Annotated in this window: 15 protein-coding genes; 7 read left to right on the forward strand and 8 right to left on the reverse strand. The window is 59.9% G+C overall.

The window, feature by feature from the left end; all coding sequences use genetic code 11:
• The first annotated feature begins 76 nt into the window (after nucleotides 1-76).
• The 3 genes from rlmD to KQ661_RS16410 are packed head-to-tail and all read left to right on the forward strand — an operon-like array spanning nucleotide 77 to nucleotide 2,414.
• On the forward strand, nucleotides 77-1,489 hold the full coding sequence (gene rlmD, locus KQ661_RS16400; protein ID WP_216726496.1) for a 23S rRNA (uracil(1939)-C(5))-methyltransferase RlmD: 1,413 nt from the start codon (nucleotides 77-79) through the stop codon (nucleotides 1,487-1,489).
• Nucleotides 1,490-1,491: 2 nt separating this feature from the next.
• Entirely contained in the window at nucleotides 1,492-2,028 is a 537-nt protein-coding gene (locus tag KQ661_RS16405; protein WP_216727519.1) for a hypothetical protein, read from the forward strand.
• A gap of 11 nt (nucleotides 2,029-2,039) precedes the next feature.
• A complete protein-coding gene (locus tag KQ661_RS16410; protein WP_216689316.1) occupies nucleotides 2,040-2,414 on the forward strand; it encodes a hypothetical protein in 375 nt (124 codons plus the stop codon).
• 145 nt (nucleotides 2,415-2,559) lie between these two features.
• Here the strand turns inward: KQ661_RS16410 and KQ661_RS16415 are convergent, their stop codons facing one another.
• The 5 genes from KQ661_RS16415 to KQ661_RS16435 form a co-directional block, all read right to left on the reverse strand.
• On the reverse strand, nucleotides 2,560-3,603 hold the full coding sequence (locus KQ661_RS16415) for an LLM class flavin-dependent oxidoreductase (RefSeq protein ID WP_216727520.1): 1,044 nt from the start codon (nucleotides 3,601-3,603) through the stop codon (nucleotides 2,560-2,562).
• Nucleotides 3,604-3,832: 229 nt separating this feature from the next.
• Nucleotides 3,833-4,297 (reverse strand): YybH family protein, encoded by a 465-nt coding sequence (locus KQ661_RS16420; RefSeq protein WP_216689318.1) that lies wholly within the window; start codon nucleotides 4,295-4,297, stop codon nucleotides 3,833-3,835.
• A gap of 122 nt (nucleotides 4,298-4,419) precedes the next feature.
• Nucleotides 4,420-4,941, reverse strand: a complete 522-nt coding sequence (locus KQ661_RS16425) for a glycine zipper domain-containing protein (protein WP_216689319.1) — start codon at nucleotides 4,939-4,941, stop codon at nucleotides 4,420-4,422.
• A gap of 326 nt (nucleotides 4,942-5,267) precedes the next feature.
• Nucleotides 5,268-6,299 carry a thiamine-phosphate kinase gene (gene thiL, locus KQ661_RS16430; protein WP_168674145.1) on the reverse strand — a complete coding sequence of 344 codons (1,032 nt, stop codon included), beginning with the start codon at nucleotides 6,297-6,299 and terminating at the stop codon, nucleotides 5,268-5,270.
• Between the two features lie 165 nt (nucleotides 6,300-6,464).
• Entirely contained in the window at nucleotides 6,465-7,598 is a 1,134-nt protein-coding gene (locus KQ661_RS16435; RefSeq protein ID WP_216689320.1) for a T9SS type A sorting domain-containing protein, read from the reverse strand.
• A gap of 302 nt (nucleotides 7,599-7,900) precedes the next feature.
• Between KQ661_RS16435 and KQ661_RS16440 the strand changes: the two genes are divergently transcribed.
• Nucleotides 7,901-8,521, forward strand: a complete 621-nt coding sequence (locus KQ661_RS16440; RefSeq protein WP_216689321.1) for a hypothetical protein — start codon at nucleotides 7,901-7,903, stop codon at nucleotides 8,519-8,521.
• Between the two features lie 103 nt (nucleotides 8,522-8,624).
• On the forward strand, nucleotides 8,625-8,792 hold the full coding sequence (locus KQ661_RS16445; RefSeq protein ID WP_216689322.1) for a hypothetical protein: 168 nt from the start codon (nucleotides 8,625-8,627) through the stop codon (nucleotides 8,790-8,792).
• Nucleotides 8,793-8,869: 77 nt separating this feature from the next.
• Here the strand turns inward: KQ661_RS16445 and KQ661_RS16450 are convergent, their stop codons facing one another.
• Nucleotides 8,870-10,612, reverse strand: a complete 1,743-nt coding sequence (locus KQ661_RS16450; RefSeq protein ID WP_394369629.1) for a M3 family oligoendopeptidase — start codon at nucleotides 10,610-10,612, stop codon at nucleotides 8,870-8,872.
• Between the two features lie 242 nt (nucleotides 10,613-10,854).
• Nucleotides 10,855-11,955, reverse strand: a complete 1,101-nt coding sequence (locus KQ661_RS16455; RefSeq protein WP_216727521.1) for a ferredoxin--NADP reductase — start codon at nucleotides 11,953-11,955, stop codon at nucleotides 10,855-10,857.
• A gap of 196 nt (nucleotides 11,956-12,151) precedes the next feature.
• Between KQ661_RS16455 and KQ661_RS16460 the strand changes: the two genes are divergently transcribed.
• Nucleotides 12,152-12,838: a peptidoglycan DD-metalloendopeptidase family protein gene (locus KQ661_RS16460; RefSeq protein WP_216689324.1), complete on the forward strand. Its 687-nt coding sequence runs from the start codon at nucleotides 12,152-12,154 to the stop codon at nucleotides 12,836-12,838.
• Nucleotides 12,839-13,000: 162 nt separating this feature from the next.
• Here KQ661_RS16460 and KQ661_RS16465 read toward each other — a convergent pair whose 3' ends face one another.
• Complete coding sequence (locus tag KQ661_RS16465; protein WP_216689325.1) at nucleotides 13,001-14,224, reverse strand: ABC transporter permease; 1,224 nt, start codon at nucleotides 14,222-14,224, stop codon at nucleotides 13,001-13,003.
• A gap of 110 nt (nucleotides 14,225-14,334) precedes the next feature.
• Here KQ661_RS16465 and KQ661_RS16470 point away from each other — a divergent pair, with 110 nt between their 5' ends.
• Nucleotides 14,335-15,558 (forward strand): exo-beta-N-acetylmuramidase NamZ family protein, encoded by a 1,224-nt coding sequence (locus KQ661_RS16470; protein ID WP_216689326.1) that lies wholly within the window; start codon nucleotides 14,335-14,337, stop codon nucleotides 15,556-15,558.
• The last annotated feature ends 29 nt before the right edge of the window (nucleotides 15,559-15,587 follow it).

Here is a 15,587-nt window from a genome sequence, read left to right on the forward strand (position 1 = left end):
TGCATACCGCCCACAAAATCCGATAATTCCGACCAATCCGATAAATCCGCGGTTCAGACAGTAGTTTTGCACCCTTATGAGCCGAGCCAAAAAAATAGCCCCCGAGTTACTCCGCAACGTCACCATTCAGGACATGGTGGCCGAAGGCAAATGCCTGGTGCGCGTCGAGAACCTCGTCATTTTCGTGTCGCAGGTCGCCCCCGGCGATGTCGTGGATTTGCACGTCACCAAAGCCAAGAAGACCTTTTTGGAAGCCGTGCCGGTGAAGTTTCACCAGTATTCCGAGCTGCGCGTGACGCCGTTTTGCCAGCACTTCGGCACCTGCGGGGGCTGCAAGTGGCAGCACATCGGCTACGATACCCAGCTGCATTTCAAGCAGCAGCAGGTCATCGACCAGCTCACCCGCATCGGCAAAGTTGAGCTGCCCGAGATTCCGTTCATCCTCGCCTCGCCCCAGCGCACCTACTACCGCAACAAGCTCGAATACACCTTCTCGGACAACGGCTGGCTCACCACCGAGCAAATCAACGACGACACCCAGACCTTCGACCGCAACGTGCTGGGCTTCCACACCCCCGCCCGCTTCGATAAGATTATCGACGTGCAGCACTGCCACCTCCAGGCCGAGCCCAGCAACGAAATCCGCCTTTTCATCCGCGACTACGGCCGCGAGCACGGCCTCGAATTCGGCAACATGGTGCGCCAGACCGGCAACCTGCGCAACCTCATCATCCGCACCGCCCAGAGCACCGGCGAAATCATGGTGATTCTGCAGTGCTACCGCCCCCACGAGAGCATCGAGCCCCTGCTCGACGCCCTCTACGCCAAGTTCCCCAGCATCACCTCCCTCAACTACGTCCTCAACAGCAAGGGCAACGAAACTTTCCACGACCTGGAAGTGGTGACCTACAAAGGCAAGCCCTACATCGAGGAAGAGATGGAAGGCCTGCGCTTCCGCATCGGCCCCAAGTCCTTCTACCAAACCAACTCCGAAGGCGCCCACCAGCTCTACAAAGTAGCCCGCGATTTCGCCGCCCTCAAAGGCGATGAGCTCGTGTACGACCTCTACACGGGGGCCGGCACCATCGCCAGCTTCGTGGCCCACCAGGCCCGCAAAGTCATCGGCGTCGAGTACGTGGAGCAGGCCGTGGCTGATGCCCACGTCAACGCCGAAATCAACAATATCACCAACATGGAGTTCTATGCCGGCGACATGAAGGACATCCTCACGGCCGACTTCACCGCCCGCCACGGCCGCCCCGATGTCCTCATCACCGACCCGCCCCGCGCCGGCATGCACCCCGACGTGGTGGCCCGCCTCCTGGAGCTGCGCGCCCCTCGCATCGTCTACATCAGCTGCAACCCCGCCACCCAGGCCCGCGATTTGGAACTGCTCGATGCCGCGTATCGCGTGACGCGCGTGCAGCCGGTAGATATGTTCCCGCACACGCACCATGTGGAGAATGTGGTGGCGCTGGAGTTGAAATGATTATGTGGCTGAATCAGAAGAAAGTTGCTAAAGCAATTCAAGAAGGTATGTTACCTAAGTCCGTTGATTGGTATGGCGGCTTTGTAGGTGTGTTTATCTGCTTCCTTCTCTGGATAGCTTGCGGCTCAATTCTCTTCTTCGATTCTTTTACTCCAGCTCAGGTCTTGTTTATAATGGTTTTTGCAGGGCTTAGCTGCCTCTCTTATTATGGAGTATATAACCTGCTCCATGAGCGAAAATTATTTCAAATTCAAACTGGCTTGAGCGCAGCCAATAATCACCAGTTGTTGACAACCACATTTAAACAACTGGACTGGAGTACTTCACAGAATAATCTAACGATTATTCAAGCCTCCGTTTCGAATAAATGGACTGAATTGAACCGGGAGGCAATTGCGCTAATTTCAGATAACACTGTGCATTTGGCTATAGTGGAAATTAGCAGTACCAAAGGCAGATTTCCATTTTTCCGAAGAGGCGATAACGAGAAATTGAGTCTGCTGGTGAATAAGATTAATGAGCAACTGAATAAGCTTTAGTGACCACTATTATGGACTACTTCAACGACCCCGAACTCAACGGCAAATACCTCGGCACCATCACCAAGGATTTCGTCGTCGTGTGCGACACCCTGCTCGAAGCCTCTTCCCAGATTCGCAAGGGCGACTTCAGCCAATACCCCATTTTCGTCTTTGCCAAGCAGGAAGTGCCCCTCGGCGGCCTCCTCGTCAACGCCGACGACCTGAACCTGGACTGGCACGTCTTCGCCAGCTACCTGGAGCTCTTCATGCAGCAAGGCATCATTGAACCCGACGGCTTGGCCTATTTCCAGGCTAATTACAAAGACCCCGACGAGTTCTGCTGCCTCTTCGTGCTCGATAAGGAGTTCACGAAGTTTGTCTTCGTGCCCTACCCGGAGGATTAACCGAAACCAAGCAGTCGAACAAAAAAGAACGTCATGCTAAGCGCAACCGAAGCATCTCTACCGCGAGAGTAATTATTTACTACTGCGGTAGAGATGCTTCGGCTGCGCTCAGCATGACGTTCTGGTTTTAATATTCCGGCGGGCTTTAGCCCACCAGCTGCTGCTCACTCTGCGGCTGCAGAATCCCCCGCAGCGCCTCCGCCAGCAGCTGATAGGAATACACCCGCGCCTCGTGGCTGAAAATGTTGGATACCACCATGATTTCATTCACCTGCGTCTCGTCCACAAACGCCTGCAGGTCCTGCTCAACGGTGGCCTTGCTACCGATGAAGGCACAGGCCAGCATCTGCTCCACGGCGTATTGCTGCGCCGGCTCCCACAGCCCGGCCATCGACTCGACGGGCGGTTGCAACGGCGCGGGCCGCCCCTTGATGACGCCCAGCATAAACTGCTTGAGCGAGGTGGCCAGGTGCTGCGCCTCGGCATCGGTATCGGCGGCCACCACGTTCACGCAGGCAATAACATAGGGCGCGGCCAGCGCGGCCGACGGCCGGAAGTTCTGGCGGTAAATCTCTAGCGCCGCAAACAGCTGGCCCGGCGCAAAGTGGCTGGCAAACGCATAAGGCAGCCCCAGCGCGGCGGCCAGGTAGGCGCTATCAGTGCTGGAACCCAGAATCCAGATGGGCACCTCCAGCCCCTCGCCCGGAATGGCGCGCACGGTGGCGGTGCTGTTGGCGGCCGAGAAATAGGCCTGCAGCTGCTGAATGTCGCGGGGGAAATCCTGCGGGCCACCGAAGCGGCTGCCCCGAATGGCTTGGGCCGTCACCTGGTCGGAACCAGGCGCGCGGCCCAGCCCCAAATCAATGCGGCCCGGATAGAGCGAGGCCAGCGTGCCCAGCTGCTCGGCCACCACCAGCGGTGCATGGTTGGGCAGCATGATGCCGCCCGAGCCCACCCGCAACGTGCTGGTGCCGCCCGCGATGTAGCCAATCAGCACTACCGGCGCCGAGCTGGCCACGCTCGCCATGTTGTGATGCTCGGAAAGCCAGTATCGGGTATAGCCCAGCTTCTCAACCTGCTGCGCCAGGTCCAGGCTGTGGTGGAAAGTATCGGCCGGCGTGCTGCCGGCATTTATAGGGGCCAAATCCAGCACGGAGTAGGCCAGGGGAGCAAACGAATCAGTTGTCATGAACGGAGAATTAGAAGGAAGAGGCCGCCGGCCAGCAGCTACAAGCCGCAAAGGGGCCGTGGCGGACGATGTATAACGCTTCAAGCGGGCAATTGATTCTTTTGCTTCTGTTATCAAAGCCAAAAAGCCCCAACGGGCACCCCAGACGTTGGCGAACATCTGGGGTGCCCGTTGGGGCTTTCACTTAGTGGGTAGCGTAGTAGCGCGGACTTTGTAGTCCGCGCTACTTTTAATTGCGGCGCTGTACCGGCAGGTCTTCCAGCTGCGCGTAGCTCAGCTTCCAGGTATTATCGGCGGCTTTTTTCCAGAAGAAAATATAGTTGCCTTCGCCAAAGCCGGCGGGCTCGCCGGGGGCGGTGGGCTGCACATCTACCGAGAACGTGCCGGCCTCGTAGGTGCTGTTGTCGTCGGTATTGCTGCTGCTCACGCTGGTTTTCAGGTTGGCGATGGTCGGAATCGTGGCGCTCACCCATTTCTGGCCTACTTCATCCTTGCCCTTCCAGTGGGCATTGCCCTGCACAAAGGTGATGTCATCGGCCATCATGCCGGTAATTTTACCCGTGTCGCGGCTATTCCAGGCCGTGACAAAGTCGCGGTTCAGGTTCTGCACGTTGGCCGTGTCGGCGGGCGCTTTCGAACAGGAAGAAGTGAGGGCGGCGGCGGCCAGCAACAGGCTACAAACGAGGGATTTCATACATCCGGGGAATTGGTGAAAGAAATAGTGGCGGGCAGCTGTGCCCACCGCGGCAACTGGTCAGAAACAATCAACCCCCGGGCGCGGGCGCCCAGGGGTTGCAAAATAATGCGAAGTGGCAATTACCAGCTTTTCCGGCGATACTCGGAAGTGCCATAGGGGTGCGAAGCATCGCCGTAGGCAGGGTTGGGCAGGTAAGCGGCGTTTGAGGGAGCCGGCTGCGCGGCGGGCTGCATGCCGCCCACCATGGTGCTGGAAGCCGTCAGGCTATTGGCGGGCACCAGGGCCGTTTGCGTGGTGCGGGTAGTGGTAACGGTCGGGCGGTTGCGGGCCAGGGCCAGCTCGCGGCGATAGTTAGCTTCGCGGGCGGCCACGGCGCGCTGCTGGGCGGCGGCGGCGGCACGCTGCTTGCGCTTGTTGTCGATGTGCTTACCAATACCGTAGCCAATAGCACCACCGGCCACGCCACCTACCACGCCACCCACAACCCGATTGCGCTTGTTGATGATGGCTCCGGCAGCAGCCCCGCCCAGGCCACCGATAACGGCACCTTTGGCCTGTGGGCTCCATTGCGCATGGGCAGCCGGAGCATGAAACGAGGTGAGCAGGATAATGAAAGCGAAGAGATACGGGAGCTTATTCATGGCCGAAGTCATTAGGGAATGAGAGATTTACTCGGAACGTAAGAGTCGGCTTGACAAGGAGTGTGCCAGTTCCGAAAGGGGCAGTTGCCGGGCTAAACGGTAGCGGGCCCTAAAAGTTTATTATCGGACCCGTTATCTAAATTTAAAAACGGATGTTACGCCGGCAGCTCTTGTGCCCGGTGTTTCAACGAGCAATCAGAAACAGCCGCTACATAAGCCACTGCATAGCATTGGAGTTGTTTAGAAAGTCACAAAAGGTCCCCGAACGGTCATGCAGCGCTGCGCGCTGCATGACCGTTCGGGGACTTTCTAAACAGCTTCATTAGTTAAAAACTAGTCCAGCCCTGCGCCTGCAACGGCACTGCCTGCCCGGCCTTGGTCACCAGGTTGGTCCCGTCAGATTTGTCCGTGAGGTGGCCGATGATAGTGATATCGGGGTGGTTCTTGATTTTTTCGTGGTCCGTAACCGGTACCGTGAACAGCAGCTCGTAGTCCTCGCCGCCATTGAGGGCGCAGGTGAGCGGGTCGAGGTTGAACTCGGCCGCCGCCTCCAGCGTGGGGTTGGCCAGGGGCAGGAATTCGGTGAACACCCGCGCGCCCGTGCCGCTGGCCGTGCACAGGTGCAGCACTTCCGAAGCCAGCCCATCCGAAATATCAATCATGCTGGTGGGCCGGATGCCGCGCTCGCGCAGCTCGTGCACAATGTCGAGGCGGGCCTCGGGGCGCAGCTGGCGCTGCACGATGTACTCGTAACTAGCCAGCTCGGGCTGGGTTTCGGGGTCGGCCAGGTAGGCTTGCTTTTCGCGCTCCAGTACCTGCAGGCCCAGAAAAGCGCCGCCCAGGTCGCCGGTCACGCAGAGCAGGTCGGTGGGCTGACCGCCGCTGCGGCGCACGGCCTCGCCGGTAGCCACTTCGCCCAGTACCGTGATGGCCAGCGTGAGACCGCCCCGGCTGGCGGTGGTGTCGCCGCCCACCAGGTCTACGTTGTAGGCCTCGCAGGCCAGGCGCATGCCGGCATACAGCTCCTCAATGGCCTCCACGGTAAAGCGCGGGCCGGCCGAAAGGGCCACCACCAGCTGCGTGGGCAGGGCATTCATGGCGGCCACGTCCGACACGTTCACGGCCACGGCCTTGTAGCCCAGGTGGCGCAACGGGCTGAACGAGAGGTCGAAGTGAATACCCTCCACCAGCAGGTCGGTGGTCATCACGGTATCGGTGCCGGCGGTGGGCCGGATGATGGCCGCGTCGTCGCCGATGCCGAGCACGGTGCCGGGCTGGCGGGCCGTGATATTGGCCTGCAGGCGGCGGATAAGGGCAAATTCGCCAATGGCGGAAAGGGGCGTGAGGTTATCGGACATAGGTTGTTGGTGGTCAGTTGCTCGGGGGCAGTTGTCAGCATCAACCCACCCGCCAAACAGCCGGACAACCGGCCACGAGCAGCTGACAACTACCGCACAAAAGTACGCCCACAAAAAAAGGAGAGAATTGCTTCCCTCCTTTTTCGCTTTCAGATAACCGGCCGTTTATTCAACCACCAGCTCTTTATAGATTTTGGTCTGGCCGTCGGCGCTCAGAATCTGCACGAAGTACAGGCCGGGCTTCAGGGCCGAGATGTCGAGCTGGAGCTTTTCCTGGCCCTGGCCTTTGGCCTCGGCGCTGATGGCCTGGCCCAGGTTGTTCAGCACGGTAACGCGGCCCACTTTGGCATCTTTGATTTCAACCGTAGCAAAGCCATGGGCCGGGTTGGGGTACACGCTGATGTTTTTGTCGAACTTACCCAGCGTGCTCAGCACGGCCTGGTAAGTGCCGAAGGGACCTACGTAGTCGTTGTGGCTGCCCAGCTGGTCGTAGAGCTGGCCGGCGGGGTTTGAAGTCCCATTTGGACCGTTGAAGGCCGTAGAGTACATCACCCACTCGTCGGCAATGTTATAGCCGCCCGCGGCACGGGTGGGTGGGCAGGTAGCGGGAACAACGTTCTGAGGAGATGGGTTAACCCGGAGGCCGCGCGATACGGTAGCCCGACGGGTGATGGACTGGTTGGCCGAAGCCACGAAAACCGCGTTGGTGCCGGTACCGTCCAGGGGGTTGGTGCCGCTCCAGTTGCCGCCCGTTGCGCAGGTCTGCAACACAGGTCTTTCACCAATCACGCCAATCAGGTCCACAATCACGCCATTGCCGGAGCCCGCCGTGCCGCTGGGGTAGCGCACCAGGGCCATTGCGTCGTCGCCGTTGAAATAAATAGGGCCACCACCAAGGATTACCGTGGGAAGGGTGGTCACGCCGTATTCGGCGCTGAACTGGTTTGCGACGTTCACAATAGCCGGAATGGTCGCTTGACCGCAGGCCAGCACGAAGGTTGTGCGGGCATTCATACTGTTTATCCCCACAGCGGCATGTGCCTGGTTACTGCGGAACAATTTCTCTTCCTCCACTACCGTTAAACTGCCGTTGGAGTAGCGCCGCACCGAGTATGGGTTCAGGCTGACGGTGTTATTGGTCGGGTTGAAAATCTCCAGGGCTCGCTCGTTGCCGGTCGAGGGAGCCGTACCGCCATAGGTTACGCCCATCTGGTGGGCTCCCTCGTTGTATTCCGAGAAAAACAGTTCCGTACCTTGGGCATGGGCAGCTCCGGCCAGCAGCAAAGCAGCAGAGAGCATTAAGTATTGCTTTTTCATATTTTTTGGAATGTGTAATGTCAGTGCAACGGCAAAGATACAAGCTTTTTATAGCTGGGTTGATTACGATACGGTGTACACAAAAATCACTTTTACTCTACATAACCCGAGTGAGATGAGCCGATGGGCATGCCGCACATACCGAATAGCCTCGTTTGGGCGTTGCAGCCCGCATTGCCCCATCGGCATCGGGGCTGCCCCCGTTTGGCCCGGCCACGCATTTTTTCACCTGGCCCCGTAGCTTTGCCATGTCGGGGCTTTTTCCTTCCAGGCTTTTTTCTTTTATGCGCACTTTCTTTTCTTCCCCGGTTAAAACCGCTGTGCTTTCGCTGTTGATTTTTGCGGGCTGCGCGGCTTCCTGCAAGCGCGATGGGGCCAAAACGGCGTCCTTCGACCCGGCTTCGGCGGCAGCGGCCAAAGCGCAGTTCGATGTGCTGCGCGATTCCGTTGACATCAAATGGCGCAACATGACGGAAAGCGACGACCAGAAAATCGGCATCACCCGCCTGCTGCTGCGCGAGCTGAAGGGCCAGCCCGGCATCACTGCCACCCAGCTGCAGGACCTCGACCGCGCCAATACCCACCTCAAGGCCCGCCGCTACACCCAGCAAACCATGGCCAGCTCCGACCTGATTGACCAGTACGACACCGCCCAGGACTCGCTACTGAAAGCCGTGTACCCCGTGGCCGCCCCCAACGGCAACGCGCCCACCGAAAATGCTCGCAACTTCGTGGAGGGCATTCAGCAGCTCGATGCGGGCGTGGTGGCATTTCGGGTGCAGTACGACCGCGCCGTGCACCAGTACAACGACTACCTCAAGCTGCACCGCGCCGAGCTGGAATCGCTCGGCAGCAAGTACGCCAACCTGCAGCCGCTGTCGTTTTTCACCATCGGGGACAAGTAAGCCGGAGGCTCACTATTCAAGTGGAGCAGCATTGATATAGAGCGGCAATCAGGTATCTTCAAGCCTCAGGCAATCAATACAATTCATCAAACGCCCCGCCTATATGCACACCGCTACTTTCTTCCGCCGGCTGCTGCCGGCCCTGCTCCTCAGCAGCCTCGCACTGGCTTCGTGCGAGGGCTGCAAAGACCACGACCCACGCCCCAGAGGCAAGTGCGGCTCAAAAACCCCGACTACTACTTCCGGCACGACGCCAGGCGGTAATTCGTAAGAATAGCATTTGGTTTAAAACAGAGAAGGCCGGCGTAATTGCCGGCCTTCTCTGTTTTAAACCAAATGCTGACTGGATTACAGCGCGGCCATTTCCTCGCGCACGAAGTCGGCCAGGGTGCGCAGGTACTCAGTGCTGAAATCGAAGCGGATGCCGGCGGCGGCATAAATCTGGCCGATGGGCGCGGTGTAGCCCAGGGACAGGGCGCGCTTGTAGGCGGCCAGGCCCTCGATGGGGTTCTGGCGGAAGTTGCGCCATACGGCAATGGCCCCGAGCTGCGCCATGGCATACTCGATGTAGTAGAACGGCACTTCGTAGAGGTGCAGTTGCTTCTGCCAGAGGTAGGGCTTGAAGTTATCGAGCCCGGCCCAGTCCACGGTGCGCTGGTTGAACTCGTCAAAAATCTCGACCCAACGCTGGTGGCGCTCGGTTTCGGTGTGCGTGGGGTGCTCGTACACCCAGTGCTGAAACTTGTCGATGGTGGCTACCCACGGGAAGGTTTCCAGTACACTTTCGAGGTGGGTTTTCTTGGCGCGACGCAGGTCTTCCGGGTTGGGGAAGAAAACGTGCCACTGGTCCATGCTCATCAGCTCCATGCTCATTGAGGCCAGCTCAGCCACTTCGGACGGCGGGTGCTTATCGGCTCCCAGTGGCAGGCCGCGCGTGAGGAAGCTGTGCACGGCGTGGCCGCCTTCGTGCAGCATGGTCACCACGTCGCGCAGCGAGCTCGTGGCGTTCATGAAGATGAAGGGTACGCCGGTTTCATCCAGCGGGTAGTTGTAGCCGCCGGGGGCTTTGCCCTTGCGGCTTTCCAGGTCGAGGTGGCCCATCTGGCGCATGGTGCGCAGGCAGTTGCCGAGGTAGCTATCGAGCGTTTCGAAGACGGTGATGGTCTTTTCCAGCAGCTCCGCGCCAGTGCCGAAGGGGCGCAGCGGGGGCTGGCCGCTGGGGTCCACGTCGAGGTCCCAGGGGCGCAGGGCAGGCAGGTTCAGGTCCTGGCGGCGCTCCAGGTCGAAATCGTCAATCAGCGGCACCACCGTTTCGCGGATGGCGGCGTGGAAGTTGAAACAGTCCTGCGGCGTGTAGTCGAACCGGCCCAGGGCGGCAAACATATAGTCGCGGAAGTTGGCGAAACCGGCATTCAGTGCCACCTGGTGGCGCAGGCCGATGAGTTCGGTGAAGAGCTGGTCGAGGGGCTTGGCGTCCTGCAGGCGGCGGGCCTGAATGGCGCGCCAGGCCGTTTCGCGCACGGCCCGGTCGGGGTTCTTGAGGCGGTCGGCGGCCTGGGGCAGGGTCAGGTCGTAGCCGTCGAGGGTCACGTTCATGGCCCCCACCGTGGCGGCGTACTGCTGCTGCTTGGTGCTGATGTCGGTTTTGAGCGGGATGTTTTCGGCCCGATAAATTTCCGAAGCGCGGCGTACCGAGCGCAGAAACACGCCGTAGCGGCCTTCATCCAGCCCGGCCAGGTGCGGCGAGGCCAGCATCTTTTCGTTGAGGGCGTGGTCGTAGGGAGCCACCAGCGGCTCCACTTCGTTCACGAAATACTGAAAGGCTTCGGAGCGCGCCGGGTCCTGCGTGTCGCAGGTCATGTGGATGTAGCGCCAGGCGAGGTCTTCGCTCAACGCCGATTCCAGCTCGGAGCGGTCGAGCAGCCAGCGCTCCAGCTCGGCGGGCGTGTGCACCGGCCGAGCCTGCAATTCCTGGAAGAAGGGCTCAATCGTGGCCCAGTCGGTCACGATAAAGTCCTCGGGCAAATAGTGGCGGGGCGGCCGGCTCGTATTGGTAGCCGACTCGGCGGTAGGTTCAGCAAGAAGCATCATATTACAAGTATAGTAGAACGAAATCCAGGATAAGCTTTAGTAACCTTCACTTGCGGCAACAAACGCCGGGCCGGACTATTTTTTTAAGGGTGGCTCGCGTCTGTCATGCTGAGCGCAGTCGAAGCATCTCGCGTGGGAGTAGTAATTCAATTGTTGGCTATGCCGACCTTCGGTTAAAAAGGATTAGTGGTGGCACGCAAGATGCTTCGACTGCGCTCAGCATGACGTTCCTACTTTGCCTTCTACCCTATTTCAATCACCACATCATCCGTCATTGGGTGGCCTACGCAGGTGAGCACGTAGCCCTGCTTCAGCTCCGAATCGGAGAGGCCTTCGCGCTCGTCGAGGTGTACTTTGCCACTCAGGCACTTGCCCCGGCAGGCGGTGCAAAGGCCGGCCTGGCACGAATACGGCAAGTCAATATCCTGGTCGAGAGCAGTATCGAGAATGGTTTTGCCGGCGGGCACTTCGATGAGGTACTCGCTGCCTTCGTACTGAATGGTGACGGTGCGGGTGTTCTTTATCTTATCATCGGGGCGGGCCGATACGTCGCCGTGGCCGCTGGGCTGGGCGGCGGCCAGCTCGGCAGTGTCGGCGCTGGCCACGAAGCTTTCGCGGCGAATGCGGGCCTCAGGCACGTTCAGCAGGCTGAGGGCGGCCTGGGCCTCGGCCATCAGGCCCTCGGGGCCGCACATGAAGTATTCGGCCTGCTCGGCCGGAAACTGGTGGCGCTGCTCCAGAATGCGCAGGAGCATGGTGCGGTTTACCCGGCCGGTGTGGCGGTGCGGCGCCATGGGCTGCAGGGGCTGGCTATACACGTGCTCTACCTGCAGGTGGCCATTGGAGCGGGCTTCGAGTTCGGCAAGCTGCTGCTGAAAAATCACGGATTCCTCGTTGCGGTTGCCATAAATCAGCAGCACGTAGCTCTGGGGCTCGGCCGCTACCACGGCTTTCAGCATCGACATGAGTGGCGTGATGCCCGAGCCGGCCCCGATGAGCACCAGCGAGCGGGCCGCCTTGGGGCTGGGGCTGAGGGTGAAATTGCCGAGCGGTTCCATTACCTCTATTTCCTGGCCTACTTTCACGGTATCAAGCAAATAGTTACTCACCAGGCCGCCCACCACGCGCTTCACCGTCACGGACAGGCGCGGGGCCTCCGTGGGCGTGCTGCTGAGCGAGTAGGCCCGGCGCTCCTTTTTGCCGCCCGGCCCGCAGGGCACGATAAGCGTCAGAAACTGGCCGGGACGGCTGGCGATGGGCGCCCGGTCGGGCCGCTCCAGGTGAATGGTGACAGAATCGGCGGTTTCCTGGGTGAGGGCAACGACGGTGAGGGTATGGTACATTGAGCGAGATGAGCGAATGGAAACGAGGGGCCACGGGGCGGCGCGCTCGTTCGCGGTAAAGCGGTAACAGAAATGCGGACCGGATGATAAAAACATTCCCACCGGCCCACCGGCAAAGGTAACTTGCCAGCCATATTACGGGTTTGCGGACGGGCCGTTTTCCTTTGTTGTTTCACGTTTTTTAGTCTTTCAGCGCTTGCTCTCCACCCTGCTCCAACGTCACCAGGCCAGCTTTGGCCCTGTACTGCCCGTCGACCTCAACGACCCCGCCGTCGCCCGCCTCGATTTCACCGCCAATAACCCCCAGATAACCAGCGCCGACCTGCGCGACACTGCCGCCTTCGACCAGCTCGTGAATACCATACTGGCCGAGAAAAACGCCACCATTGGCATCGGTGGCTACCTCGAAAACCGGGTTATCTACCGCCGCAGCACCCATTTTGGGCCGGGTGCGGCCGAGGAGCCCCGCTCCCTGCACCTGGGCGTGGATGTATGGCTACCGGCCGGCACACCAGTACTGGCCCCGCTACCAGCCACGGTCCACAGCCTGGCCGACAACGATAATTTCGGCGACTACGGCCCCACCGTCATCCTGCAGCACGAACTGGAAGGGACGGTTTTCTACAGCCTCTACGGCCACCTCAGCCGCGCCGAGTGGCAGGCGCTGCGCGTGGGCCAGGTACTGCAAAAAGGCGAAGCATTTGCCATCGTCGGCCCTTTCCCGGAGAATGGCGACTGGCCGGCGCACCTGCACTTTCAGCTCATGGCCGATATGCAGGGCCGGGTGGGCGACTTTCCCGGCGTGGCGCGGCCTAGCGAGCGCGAGGCGTGGGCAGCCCTGTGCCCTGACCCGAATCTGGTGCTGCGCAGCCGGTATATCTGACCACGGATTGGCACGGATTTAAACGGATTTTGTAGCCAATCAAATAGCCAGCCAAAACCAACAGGAACCCAACAGAAAAGGCTTGCCGGGTGGCAAGCCTTTTCTGTTGGGCAGCAGCCAATAATCGACTACAAAATCCGTGAAATCCGTGCCAATCCGTGGTCAGTCGAACTTAATGGCCACCACGGGCTTAATCCGCGAAATCAAGTACGTGGGAATCAGCACGGCCAGCAGCGAGGCGGCGAAGGTGGCCACGTTCAACAGGATGAGCATTTTGGGGTCCCAGGAAATCGGCACGCGGTCCATGTAGTAGTTCTCGGGGTCGAGGGGAATGACTTTGAAATAATACTGGATGGCGCAGAAGCCCACGGCCACAAGGTTGCCGATGAGCATGCCGCGTACCGTGAGCGAGATGCCCCGGAAGAAGAACATCCGCCGAATCTGGTTGTCCGTGGCCCCCAGCGCTTTCAGGATGCCAATCATGTTGGTGCGCTCCAGAATCATGATAAAAATGGTGGCCACCATATTGAATGTGGCCACGAAAATGATTAGGAGCAGGAAGATAATAACGTTGCGGTTGAGCAACTGCAGCCAGTCGAAAAGCTGGGCGTACTGCTCCGTTATTTTGTCGATTTTGAGGTCGTAGGGCAGGCGCTCGTAGAAATTATCAGCGGTTTTATCGAGTGTTTTGAAGTCCTTGAGCACCACTTCCATACCGCCCACCAGCGAGTCGGGCCAGGCCGGCGAGTTCAACTCCCGAATCTGGCGAATGTCGCCGATGACGTACACCTCGTCAAACTCATCGAGGCCGGTGGAATAGATGCCGCTGACGCGAAACTGCCGGATGCGGGGCGGATTCTGAATGAAGTAGAACAGCGCTTTTTCACCCACCGCGAGACGCAGCTTATCGGCCACTTTGCGCGAAATCAGCACATCATCGCTGGCCGCAGAGTCGGGAAAGCTGAGGAATTTGCCGGCCACCAAGTTCTCGCGCATGGGCGACAGGCCGTCGGTTTCGGCAATGCCCTTGAGCACCACGCCCAGCACTTCATCTTTGGTTTTGATGATGGCCGTTTTGACGGCGTAGGGCTGCGTGAATTTTACCTCGGGAAACGCGTGGAGCTGCTTCACCAGCTTGGGGCCGGCGATGGGGGCTACTTCGAGCGAGTTGTTGGTGTCGTAGCGCGAAATCTGGAGGTGCGCGCCGAAGGAGAAGATTTTATTCTGAATTTCGTTGCGAAACCCTTGCAGGATGGCAAACGACACCACCATCACCGCCAAGCCCATGGCAATGCTGATGATGGCTATTTTTGTGACCGACGCGGTGAAGGAGCCGGAATCGGCTCCCCCGTCAATCTTCTGCGAAATGTAGCGGGAGACATTCATTGTTCGGCCGTAAAGCTACGTTTTGAACCGGTACCAGCCGCGCTCCCGGCTTCAAGGCCCGGCCGGGTCCCAAACCGGGTTCTGTTTTTTCGCCTTTTTCGTACTGTTTAATGATTGGGTTATCCGTTAAAATCACCTTGTCGATGCTGCTGGCCCTGCCGGCTTGCAGCACCGCCCGCCCGGCAGCACCGGCCACGCCGCATACGTTGAGCACCCCGCCCCGCGTTGCCGCGCTCACCGTGGGAGCCGAGCGCCTGGAAAAATACCTCCCGCAGCTGCAGGGCAAGCGCGTGGGCCTGGTCATCAACCAGACCTCGCGCGTGGGCCGCGCCTACCTCGTGGATACGCTGCGGGCCCGGGGCATAAATGTGACGGCCATCTTCGCCCCCGAGCACGGCTTCCGGGGCGAGGAGGCCGATGGGGCCACCATCACCGACGGCCGCGATGCCCGCAGCGGTGTGCCCGTACGCTCGGTATACGGCAAAACCAAGAAGCCCACTCCCGAAATGCTGGCCGACGTGGACGTGCTAATTTTCGATATTCAGGACGTGGGGGCGCGTTTCTACACCTTCATCAGCACACTGCACTACGTGATGGAAGCAGCCGCCGAGCAGGGTAAAACCGTCATCGTGCTCGACCGCCCCAACCCCAACGCCGACCTCGTGGACGGCCCCATCCTGGAGCCGGCCCACAAATCCTTTGTCGGCCTCGACCCGCTGCCCATTGCCCACGGCCTCACGGTGGGCGAATTGGCCACGATGATTAACGGCGAAAAATGGCTGGCCGGAGGCAAAAAGTGCGCCCTCACGGTGGTACCGCTGGCGGCCGGCTACACCCACGCCACGGCCTACGCGCTACCCATTGCCCCGTCGCCCAACCTGCCCACCGCCCACGCCGTGGCCCTCTACCCCAGCATCTGCCTGTTTGAGGGCACCAACGTGAGCGTGGGGCGCGGCACCAGCACGCCGTTTGAGGTGATTGGCAGCCCCACGCAACCGGCCACGCGGCCCTACACCTTCACGCCCGCTCCCAATGCCGGCTCGCCCAGCCCGCCCCTAAAGGGCCAGGTCTGCCACGGCCTCAACCTGGCCGGTGTGCCCACCCGCGCCGCGTCGGGCGGCCTGGTGCTGAGCTATCTGCTCGATTTTTATCAGCAGAGTACTGACAAGGCCCATTTTTTCGGAAAGTATTTCGAGGAGTTATCCGGCACGAATAGCATGCGCGAGCAGATTATCGCGGGTAAGACGGAGGCAGAAATCCGCGCCTCATGGGCACCGGGGCTGAACAAGTTCAAGGCGCTGCGCAAGAAATACCTGCTGTACCCGGAGCGGTAGGAATGGCTCCTGCGCGTTGTGGCCATTCG

Source organism: Hymenobacter siberiensis, from assembly GCF_018967845.1.
Classification (GTDB): Bacteria; Bacteroidota; Bacteroidia; order Cytophagales; family Hymenobacteraceae; genus Hymenobacter; species Hymenobacter siberiensis.

What these genes read in the sequence shown, in the direction of transcription:
- rlmD (WP_216726496.1), top strand. Translation starts at nt 77, where the DNA reads ATGAGCCGAGCCAAAAAAATAGCCCCCGAGTTACTCCGCAACGTCACC.
- KQ661_RS16405 (WP_216727519.1), top strand. Translation starts at nt 1,492, where the DNA reads ATGTGGCTGAATCAGAAGAAAGTTGCTAAAGCAATTCAAGAAGGTATG.
- KQ661_RS16410 (WP_216689316.1), top strand. Translation starts at nt 2,040, where the DNA reads ATGGACTACTTCAACGACCCCGAACTCAACGGCAAATACCTCGGCACC.
- KQ661_RS16415 (WP_216727520.1), bottom strand. Translation starts at nt 3,603, where the DNA reads ATGACAACTGATTCGTTTGCTCCCCTGGCCTACTCCGTGCTGGATTTG.
- KQ661_RS16420 (WP_216689318.1), bottom strand. Translation starts at nt 4,297, where the DNA reads ATGAAATCCCTCGTTTGTAGCCTGTTGCTGGCCGCCGCCGCCCTCACT.
- KQ661_RS16425 (WP_216689319.1), bottom strand. Translation starts at nt 4,941, where the DNA reads ATGAATAAGCTCCCGTATCTCTTCGCTTTCATTATCCTGCTCACCTCG.
- thiL (WP_168674145.1), bottom strand. Translation starts at nt 6,299, where the DNA reads ATGTCCGATAACCTCACGCCCCTTTCCGCCATTGGCGAATTTGCCCTT.
- KQ661_RS16435 (WP_216689320.1), bottom strand. Translation starts at nt 7,598, where the DNA reads ATGCTCTCTGCTGCTTTGCTGCTGGCCGGAGCTGCCCATGCCCAAGGT.
- KQ661_RS16440 (WP_216689321.1), top strand. Translation starts at nt 7,901, where the DNA reads ATGCGCACTTTCTTTTCTTCCCCGGTTAAAACCGCTGTGCTTTCGCTG.
- KQ661_RS16445 (WP_216689322.1), top strand. Translation starts at nt 8,625, where the DNA reads ATGCACACCGCTACTTTCTTCCGCCGGCTGCTGCCGGCCCTGCTCCTC.
- KQ661_RS16450 (WP_394369629.1), bottom strand. Translation starts at nt 10,612, where the DNA reads ATGATGCTTCTTGCTGAACCTACCGCCGAGTCGGCTACCAATACGAGC.
- KQ661_RS16455 (WP_216727521.1), bottom strand. Translation starts at nt 11,955, where the DNA reads ATGTACCATACCCTCACCGTCGTTGCCCTCACCCAGGAAACCGCCGAT.
- KQ661_RS16465 (WP_216689325.1), bottom strand. Translation starts at nt 14,224, where the DNA reads ATGAATGTCTCCCGCTACATTTCGCAGAAGATTGACGGGGGAGCCGAT.
- KQ661_RS16470 (WP_216689326.1), top strand. Translation starts at nt 14,335, where the DNA reads ATGATTGGGTTATCCGTTAAAATCACCTTGTCGATGCTGCTGGCCCTG.